Origin of the sequence: Yersinia aleksiciae, assembly GCF_001047675.1 — a bacterium.
GTDB classification, from domain to species: Bacteria; Pseudomonadota; Gammaproteobacteria; order Enterobacterales; family Enterobacteriaceae; genus Yersinia; species Yersinia aleksiciae.
Window position 1 is genome coordinate 3,116,808 of sequence record NZ_CP011975.1, and the last position, 22,365, is coordinate 3,139,172.

Here is a 22,365-nt window from a genome sequence, read left to right on the forward strand (position 1 = left end):
TGGTTATGCCTTAACGATGCTATTAGACCAGCCAAGCTTCAATTTGGCGCTGTATACCTACGGCGTCTAAACCAAATTCAGCCCGCATCTCATCTTGCTCACCTTGCGGAACGAAATGATCGGGTAAGCCGATATTCAGCACTGGCACTAACTGCCGTTTTGCCATCAATAGCTCATTGACCCCACTGCCTGCACCGCCCATGATGGCGTTCTCTTCCACTGTGACCAAGAACTCATGGCTGGCGGCCATCTCCTGAACCAACTCCTCATCCAATGGCTTCACGAAACGCATGTCCACCAGTGTGGCATTCAGGTTATCGGCCACTTGTTGCGCCTGCGCCAGCAAAGTGCCGAAGCACAAGATGGCAACCTTTTCACCTTCGCGACGCACGATCCCTTTACCTATAGGCATGATCTCTAATGGCTCGAGCACTGCACCGGTACCATTACCCCGTGGGTAGCGTACAGCCGCAGGCCCATTGTGGTGATAGCCGGTGTGCAGCATTTGACGGCACTCGTTCTCATCACTTGGAGTCATGATGACCATGTTTGGAATGCAACGCATGAATGAGAGATCAAACGCGCCCTGATGGGTTTGACCATCTGCACCCACCAAACCGCCGCGGTCAATCGCAAACAGAACCGGTAGATTCTGGATGGCAACATCATGAATCAATTGATCATATGCCCGTTGCAGGAAGGTCGAGTAGATAGCCACGATCGGCTTATAGCCACCAATCGCCAGGCCAGCAGCAAAGGTCACGGCGTGTTGCTCAGCTATCGCCACATCAAAATATTGCTGCGGATATTCGCGGGAGAAACGCACCATCCCTGAGCCCTCGCGCATTGCCGGGGTCACTGCCATCAACTGGCTGTCTTTGGCGGCTGTTTCACATAACCATTCACCAAAGATTTTGGAGTAAGTAGGCAGTACGCCCTGACTCTTTGGTAAGGTGCCCGAGGCGGGGTCAAATTTGGGTACCGCATGCCAGCCGATAGGATCTTTCTCCGCCGGTGCGTAGCCTTTGCCTTTTTTGGTCATAATATGAAGAAGCTGCGGACCTTTCAAATCACGCATATTTTTTAGCGTCTGCGTCAGTGCCTGCACATCGTGGCCATCGACCGGACCAATATAATTAAACCCTAACTCTTCAAATAATGTACTCGGGACCACCATGCCTTTCAGGTGTTCTTCGGTGCGTTTCAGCAGATCTTTAATCGGCGGCAAACCGGAAAGCGCCTTTTTACCGCCTTCACGTAGGCTGGCGTACAGTTTCCCAGATAATAGCTGAGCTAAATGGTTGTTCAGGCCACCCACATTTTCTGAGATAGACATTTCGTTATCATTAAGGATAACCAGCATGTCTGAGTGAATATCTCCAGCATGGTTCATGGCTTCGAAAGCCATGCCAGCAGTAATCGCCCCATCACCAATGACACACACGGTGCGACGCCCTTTACCTTCACGTTCAGCAGCGACAGCCATGCCCAGACCCGCACTGATTGAAGTGGAGGAGTGGCCGACAGAAAGCACATCATATTCACTCTCACCGCGCCAAGGGAACGGATGCAAGCCATCTTTCTGGCGAATAGTGCCAATCTGTTCACGGCGGCCGGTCAATATTTTATGCGGATAAGCCTGATGGCCGACGTCCCACACCAGATGATCAAAAGGTGTGTTGTAGACGTAATGTAACGCGACAGTGAGCTCAACCACACCTAGCCCAGAAGCAAAATGCCCACTGGAACGACTGACAGACGCGAGCAAATACTGCCGTAGTTCATCACATAACTTCGGCAGACTATCTTTTGGCAACATGCGCAGTTCTTCAGGATTCTCCGCAAGTGCCAATGTCGGGTATTTGGCTATATCAAGGCTCATTCGATGCTCATATCAAAAGTGGTTATATACCCTTGGAGCTTGAAGTTACAGGGGCATTTGCATGCTATTTACCTGCAACTCTAAGTGCTTCGGGCATATCAGACGTTTATTAACGACCAATATAATTCTAGTTATCGCGCTCAATAATAAAGCAGGCTAATGCTTGCAAGGGCGCTATGTTATAGGATTGTGCTGAAAGGGCATTCAGGGCGCTGAGCGCTTCCTGATACAGATCCATGGCTTTCGCTTTAGCGCAATCTAGCCCCATAAGTGCGGGATAGGTGCTTTTCCCAAGTTGCTGATCTGATCCCTGACGTTTACCAATTGTAGCTGTATCACCAATAACGTCTAAAATATCGTCCTGCACTTGGAAGGCCAGGCCGATCGCCTCGGCGTAACGGTCAAGTAACGGCAATGCAGCGCGTCCACTCGCACCGGCTGCCAATGCGCCAAGGCGCACTGCCGCGCGGATCAAAGCACCGGTTTTATGGCGATGAATCTGTTCAAGATCAGCCAGTGAGATCTGACGGGCTTCGGCTTCCAGATCCAGCGCCTGACCACCACACATTCCTGCAACACCGCTGGCATGGGCTAATTCAGCCACCATCGCGAGGCGATCTTTATCTGCCACATTGGGCATATCCGCTTCGGCCAAAATGGAGAAGGCCAGTGTTTGCAGCGCATCACCCGCCAGAATAGCGTTGGCCTCACCAAATTTAACGTGGCAAGTGGGCTGTCCACGGCGTAAATCATCGTTATCCATCGCCGGTAAATCATCGTGAATCAATGAATAAGCGTGGATACATTCAATTGCCGCCGCAGGGGCGTCTAAAGTGGTCAGCGACAGGCCAAACATTTGCCCCGTGGCATACACCAAATATGGACGCAGCCGCTTGCCGCCTAACACGGCCCCATAACGCATGGCCTCGACCAAATCGCTATCACCAAAGGGCAGAGGGGCGATAAAGTCCAGTAGCGCCTGATTGACTCGCTGCTGGTGCGAAGCAAGTTGCTGGCTAAAATCAGTGGATGAGTGGGCGTTAGACATAAGACTTACTCAGCATCTGGCGTGAAAGGGGCTAATGGCGCATCAACGTCGTCGCTCAGCAGAACCTGTACGCGCTGTTCGGCTTGTAACAAGGTCTGCTGCCCAAGACGCGCCAACTGTACGCCACGTTCGAACTCATTTAGCGCCTCTTCCAGTGGGAGTTCACCGGACTCCAGACGAGTCACAATCTGTTCCAGTTCGCTGAGCGATGTTTCAAAACTGGCTGCTTTGGTTTCTGGTGATGCGGCTTTTTTCGGCATAGTTTTATTCGACTCACTATTTTTATGAAACGTAACCTTAATGGCCCGTCACGTTTTTCTGCTTGCTGAGAACAACTTTCAGGCGAAAACTTATTATCGGCTATTCTAGCGGATAATGCGGGGGAAATCGTGACGTTTAAGTCTGGTTTTAGTACGCAGCAGGGCATCATATAGTGATATACTCCACGGCTTGCATTTTTTGCTGACGTCTATTGACTGTTGCTACCTATAGCAACGCCATCACCCCATAACCAGACAACTAAAAACCGCCATGAAGTTTATCATTAAATTATTCCCAGAAATCACCATTAAGAGTCAATCGGTGCGATTGCGCTTTATCAAAATTCTCACCACCAATATCCGCAACGTACTGAAAAACCTTGAGGATGACAGCCTCGCGGTTGTTCGTCATTGGGATCATATTGAAATCCGCACCAAAGATGACAATCTTGGCCCACAGATTTGTGATGCGCTGACTCGCGTACCGGGGATTCACCATATCCTTGAAGTAGAAGATCGCAGCTACACCGATATGCACAACATTTTCGAGCAAACGCTGGAAGCTTATCGCGAGACGCTGGTCGGAAAAACGTTCTGTGTGCGGGTAAAACGCCGTGGTAAGCATGAATTTACGTCTGGTGATGTTGAGCGATATGTTGGTGGCGGTCTAAATCAACATATTGAAAGTGCTAAGGTCAAACTGACTAATCCGCAGGTCACGGTGCATCTGGAAGTTGCTCAGGACAAACTGACGCTGATCAAGGCGCGTCACGAAGGTCTGGGCGGTTTCCCGATTGGTACGCAGGAAGATGTTTTATCTCTGATTTCAGGCGGTTTTGACTCGGGTGTCTCCAGCTACATGCTGATGCGCCGTGGCTGCCGCGTGCACTACTGCTTCTTCAATCTCGGCGGCTCAGCCCATGAAATTGGGGTTAAACAAGTCGCACATTACCTGTGGAACCGTTTCGGTAGCTCCCACCGGGTGCGTTTTGTCGCGATTGATTTCGAACCTGTCGTGGGCGAAATTCTCGAAAAAGTCGAAGACGGTCAGATGGGCGTGGTACTGAAACGCATGATGGTGCGAGCGGCGTCGCAGGTTGCAGAACGTTATGGCGTTCAGGCACTGGTTACCGGTGAGGCGCTGGGGCAGGTTTCCAGCCAAACACTGACCAACTTGCGCTTAATTGATAATGCCTCGGATACCCTGATTCTACGTCCGCTTATCTCCCATGATAAAGAGCACATCATTAATCTGGCGCGGAAGATCGGTACTGAAGATTTTGCTAAAACCATGCCGGAATATTGCGGCGTGATCTCAAAAAGCCCGACGGTGAAAGCAGTTAAGGCGAAGATTGAGGAAGAGGAGTCTCACTTTGATTTCTCCATCTTGGATCGCGTAGTCAGCGAAGCTAAAAACGTCGATATCCGTGAAATCGCAGAGCAAAGCCGTGAGCAACTGGTAGAAGTTGAAACTGTGGCTGAACTGGCTGATAGCGATGTGTTGCTGGATATCCGTGCGCCGGATGAGCAAGAAGAAAAGCCACTGAAGTTGGATCAGGTGACGGTAAAATCTGTGCCATTCTATAAGCTAAGCTCGCAGTTCGCCGATCTGGATCAGAGCAAGACTTACCTGCTGTATTGTGATCGTGGAGTGATGAGCCGTCTGCAAGCGCTTTATCTGCGTGAGCAGGGCTACACTAATGTGAAAGTGTATCGGCCTTAGATTATTGTTATAGGTTAACGGCTACTGCGCTTTGCCATTCTGGGTTTGCGCAGTGCTCGTCGCCGTTACCTACTGCGTATTACAAATGGTTATGCCATGGGTATGGTCAATCTTTTACTCTCCCACCCATCTAATGCTATTCCCGATAATTATAAATTCCCGGCGGCAGTACCAGCTGCCAGGCAATCTCTTCGGCTTTTTCTCGTCCGAGTAGCAGGAAAACAATTTTCAATGCGAAATCGATGGAGGTTCCTGGTCCTTGGCTGGTGACTAAATTCACCCGTCGATCATAGACCACGCGCTGATCCATCCATTTGGTGGCATCGATTTTATCTTTCAGCGCGGGAAAGCCCGTCATATTGCCGATCGGGAACAAATTATGATGCTCAAGCACCAATGCGGGGGCGGCGCAAATGGCCGCAACCAGACGGCCCTCGTTATGGGTTTGGCGCACGGTGGCGACCAATAGCGGGCTATCGCGGAAGCACTCCGCACCTTTGATACCACCGGGAAGGACAACCACATCAAACTTCTGATCGGCCACATCCACTAAACGTGTATCAGCCAGTAACCGCACGCCGCGCGAACAGACAATCTCTAATGCGCCATCGCTGGCAACACTTGCTGTTGTGACCTCAATACCAGCGCGTACCAGAACATCAATGGTGGTAACTGCTTCGGTCTCTTCGCTACCAGGAGCCAGGCAAACCAGCGCCGATACGCTCATACTCATTTTCCTTACGTTTAATTAAGTCATACAGCCGGGTATTTTCAGGCAGTGTCATGCCGTGACTGCGCGCGCGGCGCAGTAAATAGCCGGTAATGTAATCTATCTCGGTATGCCGCTGACAGCGTAAATCCTGCAATAGCGAAGAGATGTTATCTGCTGTACTTTGGATGACATTGTTAACATAACTGAGCAGGTTATCTGTTGAGGTATGATAGCCCTCCATCTCCATCACGCTAGCAACCTCGGCGCACAAACTTTTGATCAACTCTGGATAGCGCTGTAAATCACCATTGCGGCAGTTATACAGGCCAGTCAGCGGGTTAATCACGCAATTTACCGCCAGTTTTTGCCAACAGGCGGATGAAATATCGTTATGCCAGGCAACATCGGGCAGTGCCTGATGTAGAATATCGGCTAGATGACTGATGTCCATCACAACTGGCGACATCGGGCCAATATGGGTAATGCCACTGGCGACATGGACAATCGTGTTACCGTCACGACGCGCAGCATGGGTGGTCACACCGTGCAGAAAAATATGCTCATCCCGAGGGAGTTCTTCCTGGGTTCCCATACCGTTATGTAACAGTAAAATCTGACATTCAGGGTTAAGCTTAGGTAGCAATGCGGTCACTGCACTGGAGACCTGCCACGCCTTTAAGCAGACCAGCAGTAATTCACTTTTCGATAAATGCTCTGGATCGTTAGTTGGGAGATTTTGATTGAATGCCTCGCCATTTAACGTGATGACATTGACCGAACAAAAGGGCTGTGGCACACGAAGCCAGCCTTGTACATCATGGCCTTGCTGATATAGCGCAGATAGCCATAATTGCCCTAACGCTCCGCAACCAAGCACAGTGATTTTCATTGAGACCTCCTTGGTATGAGCGGAAAACTCACTTCTTCTTTTTATGTCTTATGCTTTGATTATAGACTTTTTAGCCATTAAACGCAGGGTTGGCGATAACTGAGGATTAGTTGAGCCATTGTCAGCGGCTTGGCTTTGTCTGTGGGGATAAAGCGGTTATTATGCTCACCATTCATCTTATCAGGAGGAGGGAATATGCCATCTTTCGACATTGTATCTGAAATCGATATGCAGGAAGTGCGTAACGCCGTTGAAAACGCCACCCGTGATCTGGCAAACCGTTGGGATTTCCGTAATGTCCCAGCGAGTTTTGAGTTAAATGAGAAGAACGAAAGCATCAAAGTGGTCAGTGAGTCTGACTTTCAGGTTGAGCAGTTGCTGGATATTTTACGCGCTCAACTGACCAAGCGTGGTATTGAAGGTGCGGCACTGGAGATCCCTGAAGAGATGGATCGCAGTGGTAAAACCTACAGTGTAGAAGCTAAGCTGAAGCAAGGGATTGAAAGCGTGCAGGCCAAGAAGCTGGTTAAGCTGATTAAAGACAGCAAGCTGAAAGTTCAGGCGCAGATTCAAGGTGAGCAAGTTCGGGTCACAGGCAAAGCGCGTGATGATTTACAGGGCGTGATGGCTTTGATTCGCGGCGCTGATCTGGGTCAGCCATTCCAGTTTAATAACTTCCGCGACTGATATTTAGCCAGATTTATCATTATCCGAATCAGGTACAAAAATTTTGTACCTGATTTAGGTTTATATCGCGTTGACTAACTGCTCAAGCTGACTGCGATTGGTTTTTTTGGTATCCACTTTGACGTATGCGCTGCGTTCTGCAGTCACGACTACCGCTTCAGTTACGCCGGGCTGAGCTTTGATCCGCTCTTCCAATGCCGAGTCTTTTACCGCCAACTCTGACAATGTGATCCGCAGGCTACTGACATAAGGCGGCTCCTGCATGGTTGCACTGACCGCAAACCAGATCAGTGCAATCGCTGCACCAGCAGCAAACACCATACTTGCCCCTTCCATACCAAATATCAATCCACCCAAACTACCGCCAATAGCGACGCCAATAAATTGGCTGGTGGAGTAAATTCCCATCGCCGTCCCTTTATAACCCGCAGGAGACTCTTTGCTGATTAATGACGGCAATATGGCTTCCATCACATTGAAAGCAATGAAAAATAACTGCACGCCAGCAATGATTACCCACAATTGTTGCCCAGCCGACCACAGCACCACTTCTGCGGCAAACAGCACTGCCACACAGCCCATAAAGACCTGCTTCATCCGGCGTTTGACTTCAGCATAAATAATGAACGGAACCACTGCGGCGAATGAAACCAGCATGGTAACCAGATAGACAATCCAGTGCTGAGCTGGGGCTAATCCGGCGCTAGCCATAATCTGTGGTAAGGCCACAAAGCTAGACATCAATAAAATATGCAGACACATGATGCCAAAATTAAGTTTCAGCAGCCGACTGTTGTTGAGCACTTTGCTCACGCTGCCTTTTACGATGCTGGATTCACGGTTAAGTACATGGCTATCGGCGTCCGGTACTACGGCTAACGTAATGACAATGCCTAACAGTGCCAGTATGGCAATTGCCCAGAATAGGGCTTGCAGGCCAAAGGCGTGGGTGACGATGGGGCCGAGCACCATTGCGATAGCAAAGGTGACACCAAAACTGACGCCGATAAATGCCATGGCTTTTGTACGGTTTTGCTCACGGGTCAGATCTGACAGCAGCGCCATCACCGCCGCAGCGATTGCGCCGGAACCCTGTAATGCTCGACCCAGAATAATGCCCCAAATAGAATCACTTAGTGCGGCAATGACACTGCCGAGAGCAAATATCAGCAGGCCACCGACAATGAGGGGTTTACGACCAATGCGATCGGAAACCAGGCCAAACGGGATCTGGAAAATGGCTTGAGCCAAGCCGTAAATGCCAATCGCAATGCCAATTAGCGCTTCGCTAGCACCAGAAAGTGCCATGCCATAGGTGGTGAGAACCGGCAAAACCATAAACATGCCCAGCATGCGCAGTGAAAATACTGTCCCCAGCCCCCAAGTAGCCCGAAGCTCTAGCGGAGTCATTTTATTATCGTTCATTACCACCTCAAAAAAACATTCTGCGCCATTGTAATGATGTTAGGGCCAGTGGGAAATCTATTGATGTTTAGAATGTATTACAGGCGATATTTTAGGCAAAACTCGAGGCTGAATAACCCGAATAAGAGCAATCGGTGAATTAAAGGAATCTAACTGTTATAGGTGCCAGTGAAATCCGAAAGAGACGAAAAGAGAAATGGAGGGAAGTAGGGGAGGGCAAAAAAAGTGACTGGCAGGTATTTTCCCGCCAGCCACTCTCTATATCAACATCAGCTTGATATTAGCCGACGTAAGTCAGTAATCCTGCCGAGGAAGGAACATTGAAATCAACTGACATCATGACGCTCAATGACGTGATGGCGATGATGGAGAAGACAAAGAGTTTTCTCGCCCATACGATATCATTGGTTGCCTTGTAACCACGCAATGCCATGCCTAACCACCAGACACTCACCGCAGCAGCGACAACCAGGTATTTATAACCGGCATAGCCACTCAGTGTCAGCATCAGGGTTGCTACCATAAATGCCAGAATATAAAGGGTAATATGGTTTTTGGTGACCGATATTCCTTTTATGACTGGCAGCACCGGAATGTTGGCAGCCTGATAATCCTTAAAGCGGAATATCGCGATGGCATAGGAGTGCGGCATTTGCCACAGGCTGAAGATCAGCAGCAGTATCAATGCACCCATATCGAACTGCCCGGTCACGGCACAGTAACCAATCACCGGTGGTGCAGCACCCGACAAACTACCAATCAACGTACCGTAGACTGATTTCCGCTTCATGTAGAGGCTATAAACCCCAACATAAATAACGAAACCAATGACTGCCAGCAGCATTGCTAATAGATTGGCGGCGACATAGAGCAACAGCATGCCAGCAATACCCAGCACTGAAGCATAAATCAGGCTCACTTTCGGATCGATAAGCCCTTTTACCAGGACACGATTCTTCGTTCTCTCCATGATACGGTCGATATCACGGTCGATATAGTTGTTAAACACGCACCCGGAGGCAACAACTAACGAGACACCGAACAAGGTGGCGAGAAAAAGGGGGTAATCAATCACGCCTTTGGAAGCGAGGAGAAATCCCCCAACGACAGAAATTAAATTGCCGAAGATAATTCCTGGTTTAGTTACTTGCAGGTATTGCTTAATCATCACATGCAGCTCTTCAGTCAACCATCATATTGATGTTGAGGTTGTACATAATCCAGAGTGAGCCCACAACAACGATTGCAATAATCATAGCGGTGAACAGGAACGCCACCAGATTCCAACGCTCTTCGGACGATCCATTCATATGCAGGAAGTACACTAAGTGTACGATAATCTGCACAACGGCTAAACCGACCACTGTGGCCAGAATAGTGGTATGGGAGGCGGTACCACTCATTACCATCGCAAATGGAATAACTGTCAGAATGACCGACAGAATGAAGCCAATAAGATATGACTTTAAGCTACCGTGGCTGGCTCCACCGTGTGTCGTTGTTGGATGGCTAGTTGTTGGATGACTCATTACATGGCTCCTAACAGATAGACAACGGTGAATACACAGATCCAAACCACATCCAAGAAGTGCCAGAACAAGCTCAGGCACATCAGACGGGTTCGGTTCATTTCATTCAGGCCGCGTTTTGCTACTTGAATCATCATAATGATGATCCAAACCAGGCCAGCAGTAACGTGAATACCGTGGGTGGCAACCAGCGCGAAGAAGCTAGACAGGAACGCACTGCGATCCGGACCATAGCCTTCAGCAATCAGGTGATGGAATTCATAGATTTCCATTGCCACAAAGCCCAGGCCGAACAGGAACGTCAGACCTAACCAAGTGTTCACTTGGTTTTTATGGCCCTTATTCATACCCAGCATAGCGATGCCGTAAGTAATACTACTGAACAGCAACAGGAAGGTTTCGACCAGAACAAAGTTCAAGTCGAAGATATCCTTGCCTGAAGGACCGCCAGCGGTCCCGTTTACCAGCACTGCATAGGTTGCGAACAGCGTCGCAAACAAAATACAGTCGCTCATCAGGTAGATCCAGAAGCCAAATACTTTGGTGGCTCCTGCATCGTGATGCCCATGCTCTACATGGGCGACGTTATGGTTAGTCAGAGTTTCAGTTGACATGATTCACGCCTGCTTTGCTGATTTGTTCATGATGAAGATCTTCAATGCGCTCAACTTCTGCAACTGGCACATAGTAATCAACATCCTCGTCGAAGCTTTTCACAATCCAGGTCACAATCATGCCAGCGAAGCCAATGATGGCCAGCCACCAGATATACCAGATCATGGCAAAGCCGAAGATCAAGCTGAAGCCAGCAATAATCACACCTGCACCGGTATTTCTCGGCATGTGGATCTCTTCGTATTTCTCTGGGCGCTTATACGCTTCGCCTTTCTCTTTCATATCCCAGAATTCGTCACGGTCAGTGACTACTGGCACAACAGCGAAGTTATAGAATGGCGGTGGAGAAGAGGTAGACCACTCCAGCGTACGGCCACCCCATGGGTCACCGGTCAGATCGCGATTTTGTTCGCGGTCACGGATACTGACGAAGACCTGAATAACTTGACACAAGATACCGCAAGCAATCAGTGCTGCACCACCAGCTGCCACCATTAACATCGGGTGGAATTCTGGGTTGATGTCTTGGCTCAAACGACGGGTCATGCCCATAAAGCCCAGTACGTACAGCGGCATAAAGGCAACGAAGAAACCAATGATCCAGAACCAGAATGCTCGGATGCCCCATTTCTCATTCAGCGTAAAGCCGAAGGACTTAGGCCACCAGTAAGTCAGGCCAGCGAAGCAACCGAATACCACACCACCGATAATCACGTTATGGAAGTGCGCAATCAGGAACAAGCTGTTATGCAGAACAAAGTTTGCACCTGGAACTGCCAGCAGAACACCGGTCATCCCACCGATAGAGAAGGTGATGATGAAGCCAACAGTCCACAGCATTGCGGAGTTTAGCTGAATACGGCCTTGGTACATGGTGAACAACCAGTTGAATATTTTCACCCCTGTCGGGATGGAAATGATCATCGTGGCAATACCGAAGAAGGCGTTAACGTTGGCACCGGATCCCATGGTAAAGAAGTGGTGTAGCCAAACGATAAACGACAGTACGGTAATCGCGATGGTTGCCCAAACGAGAGAGGTATAACCAAACAGGCGTTTTCTTGAGAAGGTCGCGGTAACTTCGGAGAACACACCGAATACCGGCAGGACCAGAATGTACACTTCCGGATGGCCCCAGGCCCAAATCAGGTTGATGTACATCATCATGTTGCCACCCATATCATTAGTAAAGAAATGGGTGCCAAGGTAACGATCCAGGGTCAGTAACGCGACGGTCACCGTCAGAATCGGGAAAGAAACGATAATCAAAATGTTGGTGCAGAGCGCCGCCCATGTGAAGACAGGCATCTTCATCATTGACATGCCAGGTGCACGCATCTTCAAGATAGTGGCGAAGAAGTTAACACCGGTCAGCAAGGTCCCCAAACCGGAAATCTGTAGACTCCAGATCCAGTAATCGACCCCGACACCAGGGTTGTACTCTTTACCTGACAGCGGCGGATAGGCCAGCCAGCCAGTTTGCGCGAATTCACCGACCCCCAGAGAGATGTTGATTAACACCACCCCGACGACGAAGAACCAGAAACTCAGTGAGTTCAGGAACGGGAAGGCAACGTCACGAGCACCGATTTGTAGTGGTACAACCACGTTCATCAAGCCCACAACAAAAGGCATTGCCATGAAGAAAATCATGATAACGCCGTGAGCGGTGAAAATCTGGTCATAGTGATGAGGTGGTAAGAATCCAGCCTCGCCAGCAGAAGCAAGTGCTTGCTGGCTACGCATCATGATGGCGTCGGCAAAACCACGCAAAAGCATGACCATGGCGACCAGAATGTACATGATACCGATTTTTTTATGGTCAACTGACGTCAACCATTCGCTCCATAACCACTTCCATTTGCCAAAATAGGTCAGGAGGGCAACAAGTGCCAGCCCACCTAGAACAATCGCAGCAACGGTAACCATAATGATTGGTTCGTGTAGCGGAACCGCATCAAGTGTTAATTTTCCCAACATCGTTTTATTCCTCGGCTCCGGCGTGAGCGGCGTGTTCGCCCATATCCATGCCCTGGCTCATATCCATACCTTTATGGGTATCATCGCCTTTCTTGTGCATGTTCATATCGCCCATAAATTTGCCAATAATTCCTTTAAACAGCTCCGGTTTAACACTGGAGAAATACTCAACCGGGTTATTTTCGCTCGGTTCAGCCAGTTTATTGAAATCGTCAGTAGTATTCAGGGTGTTCGGCGATTTTTTCACCTGTGCGACCCACTGGTTAAAGTCTTCCTGCGTTGGCGTTGCAATCGCAGTGAATTTCATACCAGAGAAGCCCTTACCGCTGAAGCTACTGGAAATACCATTGTATTTACCGGCTTCATTGGCAATTAGATGCAGCTTGGTTTGCATCCCGGCCATCGCATAGATCTGCCCGCCTAACTGAGGAATAAAGAACGAGTTCATTACTGAGTTAGAGGTGATTTTAAAGTTCACCGGAACATCAGTAGGGAAGGCCAGTTCATTTACTGTAGCAATACCTTGTTCTGGATAGATAAACAGCCATTTCCAGTCAAGGGAAACCACTTCAATGGTGATTGGCTCTTTGCCAGCCACTTCAAGCGGTTTGAACGGGTCAAGTTCGTGAGAGGTTTTCCAGGTTATCGTCGCCAAAATGGCGATAATAATGATTGGAACAGCCCATACAACAAGCTCAATTTTGTTTGAATGGGACCAATTTGGGGTGTAGGTCGCACTTTTGTTGGATGCGCGATACTTCCATGCAAAAGCGAACGCCATAAAAATAACCGGAACTACGACGATCAACATTAAACCGATAGCAGTAAGTATCAGTGTTTTTTGTTCGACTCCGATTGCGCCTTTGGGATTCATCAATACCATATCGCAACCACTGAGCATTACCGTGGCTGCAAATAAAGACAGCATACCCATATTTTTAATGTATTTCTTAAGTCTCATCTAACGACCTCAATTACAAATGGCTCTATTGTCGTTTCATCTGTGCGGGCATTTTACGGGAAGGTTGCAGGACTGTAAACATGCTTAAGATTGTGTCAGCGGCTTGTTGACACTTTATGTTAAGGGGGTCACAGATGTTGACTGGCGTGACAATTTACTAATGGCAACAATATGTTGGCGATATGGCTGAGTAGCAAAGCAGGGATGTTATGGAAAAACAACGGTAATTAGGGCTTTATTCAAGGGAAGTACTGATTTTTAATTCGTACGTGAACTTATTTTGTGTGAAAAATATGTGATGCAAAAGTAAATTAAAATATATTCCGAGGTGACATAAATAGGCACCCCGGAATCATTTAGTTAGAAATTATATTTTATTGAGTAAATGATGCCGTCTTGTAAAAAGTCTTCACCCAATTTGTTATACGCATAACGGTACTGAATGCCGGTGGTAAATTGCTTAATCGGTGTCCACCAAAGTGCGATAGCACCGTTAACCCCATTACGGCCACCGTTGCCTGCGGCATAGCGCTCCGCACGGTTGAATTCCAGTTCGTTCCAGTTGGTGATGCTAAATTTCTCATCAAACGCGGTAAAGTCATAACCTGCAACCCAACCCACGACATAACCGTTATTACCAGAGTAATAAGTCTGGTCAACATAGTGCAATGCCACGAAAGGTTTCATCCACACGCCAGCAACTGTCGCGTTATAGCCGATACCATACAAGGTGTTCACTTCGTGGAAATTACTGTAATCGTTGCCTTCAGCGCTTGGCAGCGAGTAGGTGCCATAAATGTGACCATATAGATTGAAGCCGGTGTCACCCAAGTAGTAGCGACCGGTGGTTTTGAACGTATAGCGTTGGTTGTCACCCGGTTGCGCCGTTTTGGAATTGAACGGATTTTCTAAATCAAAGAAACCGTAAATTTCGCCCCAGCTATAACCTGCACCACCTTCCAACTCGATATAAGCAAAGTCATCTTTATGCGAGGAATTGCCTGATTTATGCGTAGTACTTCGGGTCCAGTCAAGATAGTTCATGCTGATGTTACCGAAGCCCCACTGGTATTCAGCTTGTGCGGCAGGAGCCAAAGTGACCGTGGCCAGTGCGATAGCGCCGATAAGAGATTTACGCATAAATGCCTCTGTGTAGTTGAAAGATGTCAGAAGAAACAAAAGGACACAGTCCTTAACAAAAAGTGCGCACATCATAGTCTTACCGCACGAAAGGATAAAGACCGAGAGGTGATCTTGATCTCATTTTGGGAATAATATTTTGCAACTGTTACTGATATATGTGACTTGATTCACTAATTTTACGGGGTGGTTTCGCAATTGTTTATTGGGTAGGATTATTTTTTTGGCTGATAAATATAAAAAAGCCGGCATGAGTGCCGGCCTTTGAATGTTAACTTAGGTGATTACGCTAGTTTTTCCCGCCTGAGCGCCAGATAATCCAATACTCCCCCCAGAACCATTCCGACCACACTGAGTTGGATGCCGCGCAGTAGTAAGGTATCGGCTATTTGTGGTGCAGCGGTCCAATCCAGTGCGTTACATATCAGTAAAATCAGCCATGCAACTAGTAATATGCAGCCAATGGTTAAGAAGCGTAATGCCCAACGGTAAGCGGTTTTAAATGCGGTTCGGGGCATAAATTCATCTGTTTTCTGGGTATGTTCCAGCGTATGACGGCAGATATAAAGCAGTAATAAGCCGGGAATGGCTGCGGCAATAGAAAACAGGTAGAACAGAGGCCAGCCGTGTGTTTCGACAAACCAACCAGCAATCGGGCCGACATAAACGCGACCGACGGCGGATAGTGCAGATAACAACGCAAATTGCGTAGCGGAGAAAGATTTGTTACAGAGCGTCATTAGCAGTGCGACAAATGCCGCAGTACCCATACCCCCACAGAGATTTTCCAGGAAGATAGCGCTGCCCATGGAAAATATATTCTTATCAGTGATGGATAGCAGCCAATAGCCCACATTGGAAATCGCTTGTAAAATGCCGAATATCATCAATGCTCGGAATAAACTCAGCCGCCGCATCAACAGGCCGCCATAGAGTGCGCCAATAATGGTAGCAATCAATCCTAATGTTTTATTAACCAGCCCAACTTCACCGGCATCGAACCCGACGCCACGGATCAAGAAGGTGGTACTCAGGCTGGCGGCAAAAGCATCGCCCATTTTGTACAGCACGATCAGCAACAGAATCAGCCAAGCATTGTTACGGCCAAAGAAATCACGTAATGGGGCAACGATCGCCTCTTCCAATGTTTTTGGTGGCGCAATGCGGATATCAGGTTCAGGGGCAAATAGGGTGGCAAATACCCCAATTAACATCAAACCGGCCATTAACCAGTAAGTGGATTGCCAGCCAAGGTAGCGATCGGCTATCCACAATGCCAACCCGCCAGAAACCAACATCGCCAGACGATAACCCAGCACTGAAACTGCCGCCCCGGTGCCGCGCTCTTCGGCCGTGAGCAAATCGGTTTTATAGGCATCAAAAACAATATCTTGCGACGCGGAGCAGAATGCGACTAATACTGCAATTGCCGCCAACCACCATAAATGCTTAGCCGGTTCCATAAAGCCCATGGCGATAATGGCGACAATGAGTAATAGCTGGCTTATCAGCAACCAGCCACGTCGACGGCCAAGAAACGAAGGGGTGTAGCGGTCCATTAATGGGGACCAGAGGAACTTAAAGACGTAAGCCTGACCAACCAAAGAGAAGATACCAATGGTTTTCAGATCGACGTTTTCAACCGTCATCCACGCTTGCAGCGTACCACCAGTGAGGGCTAAAGGGAGACCCGAAGCAAACCCCAACAACAGAAGAATAAGCGAATTACGTTGGGTAAAAAGATTTGAGTAGCGATTGGACATGTGAGACCTACATGCTCCACCCGATGAGCAGGGCGGAGCATTCTGTTAAGCAGTAATAATGATGTTAAGCAAACGGAAGATTAGCGAGCGTTTTGTTTAATAAAGCTGCTGACACTAGTGTCTTGCGCCATATCTGCTATCACATCGCTTAACACGGTATTGACGGCATCAGTGATTTTTTCGTTAGTCGCAGTAAATGCACCCTGAACATTGTAACTGGCACGGTAGTTTTTAACCTGCTTATTACCATTTTTCGCGGTAGCAGTAATAGAGATATCCGCTTTGGTGGTGATGTTATAGCGCAGATTACCTTCCTGCACATCAGCAAATAGCTGGTTTACAACGATTTGCAAGTCCACCGGCGCACCAGTACCAATCATATAACCACGGGCAGTCATCTGTTTTTCCAGTACTTCTTGTAATAAGAAGCGCAGGTCACGGGATGGGGTCAACACGACCAATTGACCATCGCGATTGACTTTAGCCAGGGCTGCATCTTGACGCTGATCAGCACCGTTAATGCTGATAGTAATCCCCATTAAGGTTGGATCTTGTGGTGGCAATACCACTTTTGGCGTGACATTCAACGTGTTGTTGCTGGCAGCACAACCCGCCAGGATGAAAACAGCCAACAGCGGGAAAAGAATTTTCTTTAGCATGTTCACTTTATCTCAATAGTTATGGAATTCTTTAATAATCAGAGCGGGATAGCAGCCATGTTATTTTGCGAGTGTGCAGTCGCGACATCATAGCACTGGGATTGGCTGGTGGAAGATCCCGATGCAGAGAATTTCACCAAAAAAGACGATTTTCCCCCAAGTGCCCCGTCAATTTACATTAAAGACCTTACAAGTAACCTTTTTACCTGACTATCAGATTAGCCTCATACCTTGAGCCAATTGAAAGGAGATATTCGGGTTATTTTGTATCTGAAATGTTATAAAACAGCGGAGATCAACTAATATTGCATAAGAGAGTAGGCAGTTTTCTGCCTCAGCAGTAAGGAGAGCATGATGATTTTGATTCGAGAACAAATTGAAGAAAAACTAAAAATGGCATTCGAACCGGATCATCTGGAGGTAATAAATGAAAGTTACCGCCACAATGTTCCGGCAGGTTCTGAAAGTCATTTTAAAATTGTTATCGTCAGCAATAAATTTCAAGATCAGCGCTTTCTGAGCCGCCATCGTGCGATTTATAGCGTGTTAGCTGATGAGTTGGCGGGCAGCGTTCATGCGCTGGCTTTGCACACTTATACATTAAAAGAGTGGGCTGGATTGCAAGATACTGTACCGGATTCACCGTCTTGTCGCGGAGCCGGAACATTGGCGTAAACTGCGGGCCTAATCAAAAACAGGCTGGATAACAGTAGTAATTCTGGCCTGATTTAGGGTATTAGTAGATGAGAATTTCGCAAGCGGCCTCCGGGCCGCTTGTTTTTCTGTGTAGGCGACACACCGTTTTATTAGTGCGTCGCAGGAGTTTTAGCCGAGGGAACGATTCACGCGTGAATTTTACCGCGACAACATTCGCTTGCTTTCCTCGACTCATACCCTGTGCACCGCTATAATGTCGCGTCTTATTTTTCCGGAATGGTTTCGGGACGCTTCTGACATCTGGGATACTCGGTTCTGTTTAATGCGGCCGTCCCGGTTCTTAGAGGGTGTTTTCAGAGTTCGCATCATTCCTGAAAGGGTAAATGGTGCTGCTTCGTTTGCAGCTTCTGGAGTTGACCGAGCACTGTGATTTTTTTGAGGTAACAAGATGCAAGTTTCTGTTGAAACCACTCAAGGCCTTGGCCGCCGTGTAACAATTACTGTTGCTGCTGACAGCATTGAGAAAGCAGTAAAAAGTGAATTAGTGAAAGCCGCTAAAAGTGTTCGTATCGACGGTTTCCGTAAAGGCCATGTGCCGATGAACATCGTTGAACAGCGCTACGGCGCATCTGTTCGCCAGGATGTACTGGGTGACCTGATGCAACGCAATTTCGTTGACGCGATCATTAAAGAAAAAATCAACCCAGCTGGCGCACCAAACTATGTGCCAGGTGAATACAAGCAGGGTGAAGATTTTACTTATTCTGTTGAGTTCGAAGTCTATCCAGAAGTTGAGCTGAAAGATCTGGAAAGCATTGAAGTAGAAAAGCCAGTTGTTGAAGTTAACGACGCTGACGTTGATACCATGCTGGAAACTCTGCGTAAGCAACAAGCAACCTGGAAAGAGACTGACGCTGCAGCAACTGCTGAAGACCGCGCAACTCTGGATTTCACCGGTTCTATCGACGGTGAAGAGTTTGAAGGTGGCAAAGCGTCTGATTTCGTACTGGCAATGGGCCAGGGTCGCATGATCCCTGGCTTCGAAGAGGGTGTTATCGGCCATAAAGCCGGTGAAGAGTTCACCATCGACGTAAACTTCCCAGAAGATTACCACGCAGAAAACCTGAAAGGTAAATCAGCTAAATTCGACATCGTGTTGAAGAAAGTTGAAGTGCGTGAGCTGCCAGAATTGACTGAAGAATTCATCAAACGTTTCGGCGTTGCTGATGGTTCAGTTGCCGGTCTGCGTGCTGAAGTGCGTAAAAACATGGAACGTGAGCTGAAAGGCGCAGTACGTAACCGTGTTAAAACTCAGGCGATCGACGGTCTGGTTAGCGCTAACGAAATCGACGTTCCTGCTGCACTGGTTGAAGGCGAAATTGATGTTCTACGCCGTCAGGCTGCACAGCGTTTCGGTGGCAACGAGAAACAAGCTGCTGAACTGCCACGTGAACTGTTCGAAGAACAAGCTAAACGTCGTGTCGTTGTTGGTTTGTTGCTGGGTGAAGTTATCAGCCAGCACGAGCTGAAAGCTGATGAAGGCCGCGTTAAAGAATTGATCGAAGAGATGGCTTCTGCGTACGAAGATCCACAAGAAGTTATTGAGTTCTACAGCAAAAACAAAGAGCTGATGAACAATATGCGTAGCGTTGCTCTGGAAGAGCAAGCGGTAGAAACTCTGCTGGCTAAAGCCAAAGTAACTGAAAAACCAACTACCTTTAGTGAACTGATGAATCAGACCACGACTGCGTAATGTTTTTTAGCGCATCAAGCTGGGTATAATCTGTTCTCCAAGAAATTGGAAAGGGGATATCCAGTGTATTGATTGATTAAGCCCGTTGCCCTTGGCCACGGGCTTTTCTTTTGGTAACAACAATCACTCAATAGTATGATTAATCTGGCATGTTTCTCTGTAATCTGCGCTATATTTGAAAAGTAAAATACGGATGCAAAATCAATTGGGCGTCGGGATTTTGACAGGGATAGCGAGCGGTTGTTAGGCTAATAAAGTGTGGGTGGGGACTTGAAAAAGAAGATTAATCCCCAATTTACTTAGCAAGCATTCATAAAATGTTGATGAAACACTGGCTGATTACCGCTGTCGAATGTGTCTGGATAACCAGACTGTTTGTACGCACCTTGATGCATGAACATAGTCATCATTACTTATCTCAAGTAGAATCGGTTATGAATGGCGCCAAAGTAAATTCTATTAGGAGACGGTAATGTCATACAGTGGCGAACGAGATCAATTTGCACCTAACATGGCTCTGGTGCCAATGGTGGTTGAGCAGACTTCACGTGGGGAGCGTTCTTACGATATCTTCTCCCGTCTGCTGAAAGAGCGCATTATTTTCCTGACCGGCCAGGTTGAAGACCATATGGCCAACCTGATTACGGCACAGATGCTGTTTCTGGAAGCAGAGAATCCAGAAAAAGACATCTTCCTGTATATCAACTCACCTGGTGGGGTAATTACGGCCGGGATGTCAATTTATGACACCATGCAATTCATTAAGCCTGATGTCAGCACTATCTGTATGGGCCAGGCATGTTCAATGGGTGCATTCCTGTTGACAGCAGGCGCTAAAGGTAAACGTTTCTGCTTGCCTAATTCACGGGTAATGATTCACCAACCGTTGGGCGGCTTCCAGGGCCAGGCCACAGATATTGAAATTCATGCAAGAGAGATTTTAAAAGTGAAATCGCGCATGAATGAACTGATGGCGCTTCACACGGGAAAATCTCTTGAAGAAATAGAGAGAGACACTGAGCGCGACCGTTTCTTGTCAGCTGAAGAGGCTGTAGGATATGGATTAGTTGATTCCGTGTTCACCCGTCGTGACTAACGACTTATTTCTGTGAGCCGATATACTATAATTGTACGTAAATAGAACAGGTAGTGAATGTGAATAGAGCCAATTGTGGCGTCGAACCCGTTCAATTGCGTATTGTTCGTACACTACCCACTATATCGGCTGCCCATTGCAAACTAATGTGGCGTCCAGAAATAGCGAGAATAGTCTCCCTGCCACCGTGATTCTGGGTGTGGCAGATACTGAAAAAGAGGTTTACTGATGACAGATAAGCGCAAAGACGGTTCTGGAAAGCTGCTGTATTGCTCTTTCTGCGGCAAAAGCCAACATGAAGTGCGTAAGCTAATCGCCGGGCCGTCAGTGTATATCTGCGATGAATGTGTCGATTTGTGTAACGACATTATTCGCGAAGAGATCAAAGAAGTTGCCCCGCACCGGGAGCGCAGTTCGCTGCCAACTCCGCACGAAATTCGTCGCCACCTTGATGACTATGTCATCGGGCAGGAACCGGCGAAGAAAGTGCTGGCTGTTGCGGTGTATAACCATTACAAGCGTTTACGTAACGGCGATACCAGCAATGGCATCGAGCTGGGTAAAAGTAATATTCTGCTGATCGGCCCGACGGGTAGCGGTAAGACGCTGCTGGCGGAGACATTGGCTCGCTTCTTGGATGTGCCATTTACCATGGCAGATGCAACCACGCTGACTGAAGCAGGTTACGTGGGCGAAGATGTAGAAAACATCATTCAGAAGCTATTGCAGAAATGTGATTACGACGTTCAAAAAGCGCAACGTGGTATCGTCTATATCGATGAAATTGATAAAATTTCACGTAAGTCTGATAACCCGTCGATCACCCGTGATGTTTCGGGCGAAGGTGTGCAGCAGGCCCTGTTGAAATTGATTGAAGGGACAATTGCTGCTGTGCCACCACAAGGTGGTCGCAAGCATCCACAGCAGGAGTTTTTGCAGGTCGACACCTCTAAAATTCTGTTTATCTGTGGTGGTGCTTTTGCTGGTTTGGACAAAGTGATCGGGCAACGCATTAACACCGGAACCGGTATCGGTTTTGGCGCGACGGTAAAAGGCAAGTCGGAGAAGGCAACAGAAGGCGAGTTATTAAGCCAGGCTGAGCCAGAAGATTTGATTAAATTCGGTTTAATCCCAGAATTTATCGGCCGTCTACCTGTGGTTGCTACCCTGAGTGAATTGAGCGAAGACGCACTGATTCAAATCCTGAAAGAGCCTAAAAACGCACTGACTAAACAGTATCAGGCGTTGTTCAATCTGGAAGGTGTGGAGCTTGAGTTCCGTGATGAGGCGTTAACTGCAATTGCCAAGAAAGCGATGGCACGTAAAACAGGTGCACGTGGCCTGCGTTCGATTGTAGAAGGCGCTTTGCTGGATACAATGTACGATTTACCGTCAATGGACAGTGTGGAAAAAGTGGTAGTAGATGAGTCAGTTATCGCTGGTCAATCTGCTCCAATGCTGATTTACGGTCAACCGGAAGCACAGGCTTCTGGCGAATAATTAGCCAAATAATCCAGATGGTTAGTATGACAATGGGGGATTTTATCCCCCATTTCTTTTTCCTCGCATTGTAATCGTTGAATGTA

The 22,365-nt window shown here is 47.9% G+C and carries 20 protein-coding genes; 6 read left to right on the plus strand and 14 right to left on the minus strand.

What is annotated here, in order from left to right; all coding sequences use genetic code 11:
• Positions 1-22: 22 nt before the first annotated feature.
• From dxs to xseB, 3 genes are all read right to left on the minus strand, one after another.
• A complete protein-coding gene (gene dxs / locus ACZ76_RS13920) occupies positions 23-1,882 on the minus strand; it encodes a 1-deoxy-D-xylulose-5-phosphate synthase (protein ID WP_048619452.1) in 1,860 nt (619 codons plus the stop codon).
• 127 nt (positions 1,883-2,009) lie between these two features.
• The gene (ispA, locus tag ACZ76_RS13925; RefSeq protein WP_048619453.1) at positions 2,010-2,930 is read right to left on the minus strand and encodes a (2E,6E)-farnesyl diphosphate synthase; all 921 of its coding nucleotides are present in this window, start codon (positions 2,928-2,930) and stop codon (positions 2,010-2,012) included.
• 5 nt (positions 2,931-2,935) lie between these two features.
• Complete coding sequence (gene xseB / locus ACZ76_RS13930; protein WP_048619455.1) at positions 2,936-3,190, minus strand: exodeoxyribonuclease VII small subunit; 255 nt, start codon at positions 3,188-3,190, stop codon at positions 2,936-2,938.
• 271 nt (positions 3,191-3,461) lie between these two features.
• On the opposite strand from xseB, the gene thiI reads away from it, so the two are divergent.
• Complete coding sequence (gene thiI / locus ACZ76_RS13935) at positions 3,462-4,913, plus strand: tRNA uracil 4-sulfurtransferase ThiI (RefSeq protein WP_048619456.1); 1,452 nt, start codon at positions 3,462-3,464, stop codon at positions 4,911-4,913.
• Positions 4,914-5,049: 136 nt separating this feature from the next.
• Here the strand turns inward: thiI and yajL are convergent, their stop codons facing one another.
• Complete coding sequence (gene yajL, locus ACZ76_RS13940; protein WP_048619457.1) at positions 5,050-5,640, minus strand: protein deglycase YajL; 591 nt, start codon at positions 5,638-5,640, stop codon at positions 5,050-5,052.
• Positions 5,603-6,514: a 2-dehydropantoate 2-reductase gene (panE, locus tag ACZ76_RS13945; protein WP_048619459.1), complete on the minus strand. Its 912-nt coding sequence runs from the start codon at positions 6,512-6,514 to the stop codon at positions 5,603-5,605. Before panE ends, yajL begins: the two co-directional genes overlap by 38 nt.
• A gap of 195 nt (positions 6,515-6,709) precedes the next feature.
• Here panE and ACZ76_RS13950 point away from each other — a divergent pair, with 195 nt between their 5' ends.
• Positions 6,710-7,201, plus strand: a complete 492-nt coding sequence (locus ACZ76_RS13950; RefSeq protein ID WP_032897217.1) for a YajQ family cyclic di-GMP-binding protein — start codon at positions 6,710-6,712, stop codon at positions 7,199-7,201.
• A 60-nt stretch (positions 7,202-7,261) separates the two neighbouring features.
• Here the strand turns inward: ACZ76_RS13950 and ACZ76_RS13955 are convergent, their stop codons facing one another.
• From ACZ76_RS13955 to ACZ76_RS13995, 9 genes are all read right to left on the minus strand, one after another.
• Positions 7,262-8,626: an MFS transporter gene (locus ACZ76_RS13955; protein ID WP_048619461.1), complete on the minus strand. Its 1,365-nt coding sequence runs from the start codon at positions 8,624-8,626 to the stop codon at positions 7,262-7,264.
• A gap of 280 nt (positions 8,627-8,906) precedes the next feature.
• Positions 8,907-9,794, minus strand: a complete 888-nt coding sequence (gene cyoE, locus ACZ76_RS13960) for a heme o synthase (protein ID WP_004873457.1) — start codon at positions 9,792-9,794, stop codon at positions 8,907-8,909.
• 13 nt (positions 9,795-9,807) lie between these two features.
• A complete protein-coding gene (locus tag ACZ76_RS13965; protein ID WP_048619462.1) occupies positions 9,808-10,155 on the minus strand; it encodes a cytochrome o ubiquinol oxidase subunit IV in 348 nt (115 codons plus the stop codon).
• Entirely contained in the window at positions 10,155-10,769 is a 615-nt protein-coding gene (locus ACZ76_RS13970) for a cytochrome o ubiquinol oxidase subunit III (RefSeq protein ID WP_032812971.1), read from the minus strand. Before ACZ76_RS13970 ends, ACZ76_RS13965 begins: the two co-directional genes overlap by 1 nt.
• Positions 10,759-12,750, minus strand: coding sequence for a cytochrome o ubiquinol oxidase subunit I (cyoB, locus tag ACZ76_RS13975; RefSeq protein WP_048619463.1), 1,992 nt, complete (start codon positions 12,748-12,750; stop codon positions 10,759-10,761). Before cyoB ends, ACZ76_RS13970 begins: the two co-directional genes overlap by 11 nt.
• A gap of 4 nt (positions 12,751-12,754) precedes the next feature.
• Complete coding sequence (gene cyoA, locus ACZ76_RS13980; protein WP_048619464.1) at positions 12,755-13,711, minus strand: cytochrome o ubiquinol oxidase subunit II; 957 nt, start codon at positions 13,709-13,711, stop codon at positions 12,755-12,757.
• Positions 13,712-14,071: 360 nt separating this feature from the next.
• A complete protein-coding gene (locus tag ACZ76_RS13985; RefSeq protein ID WP_048619465.1) occupies positions 14,072-14,851 on the minus strand; it encodes a nucleoside-specific channel-forming Tsx family protein in 780 nt (259 codons plus the stop codon).
• A gap of 284 nt (positions 14,852-15,135) precedes the next feature.
• Positions 15,136-16,614, minus strand: coding sequence for a muropeptide MFS transporter AmpG (gene ampG, locus ACZ76_RS13990; protein WP_048619466.1), 1,479 nt, complete (start codon positions 16,612-16,614; stop codon positions 15,136-15,138).
• An 80-nt stretch (positions 16,615-16,694) separates the two neighbouring features.
• On the minus strand, positions 16,695-17,273 hold the full coding sequence (locus tag ACZ76_RS13995) for a lipoprotein (RefSeq protein ID WP_048619467.1): 579 nt from the start codon (positions 17,271-17,273) through the stop codon (positions 16,695-16,697).
• Between the two features lie 354 nt (positions 17,274-17,627).
• On the opposite strand from ACZ76_RS13995, the gene bolA reads away from it, so the two are divergent.
• From bolA to clpX, 4 genes are all read left to right on the plus strand, one after another.
• Entirely contained in the window at positions 17,628-17,948 is a 321-nt protein-coding gene (gene bolA / locus ACZ76_RS14000; protein ID WP_074007611.1) for a transcriptional regulator BolA, read from the plus strand.
• A gap of 430 nt (positions 17,949-18,378) precedes the next feature.
• Positions 18,379-19,683, plus strand: coding sequence for a trigger factor (gene tig / locus ACZ76_RS14005; protein ID WP_048619468.1), 1,305 nt, complete (start codon positions 18,379-18,381; stop codon positions 19,681-19,683).
• Between the two features lie 472 nt (positions 19,684-20,155).
• Entirely contained in the window at positions 20,156-20,779 is a 624-nt protein-coding gene (clpP, locus tag ACZ76_RS14010; RefSeq protein ID WP_005272733.1) for an ATP-dependent Clp endopeptidase proteolytic subunit ClpP, read from the plus strand.
• Between the two features lie 228 nt (positions 20,780-21,007).
• On the plus strand, positions 21,008-22,279 hold the full coding sequence (gene clpX, locus ACZ76_RS14015; protein ID WP_004714578.1) for an ATP-dependent protease ATP-binding subunit ClpX: 1,272 nt from the start codon (positions 21,008-21,010) through the stop codon (positions 22,277-22,279).
• Positions 22,280-22,365: the final 86 nt, after the last annotated feature.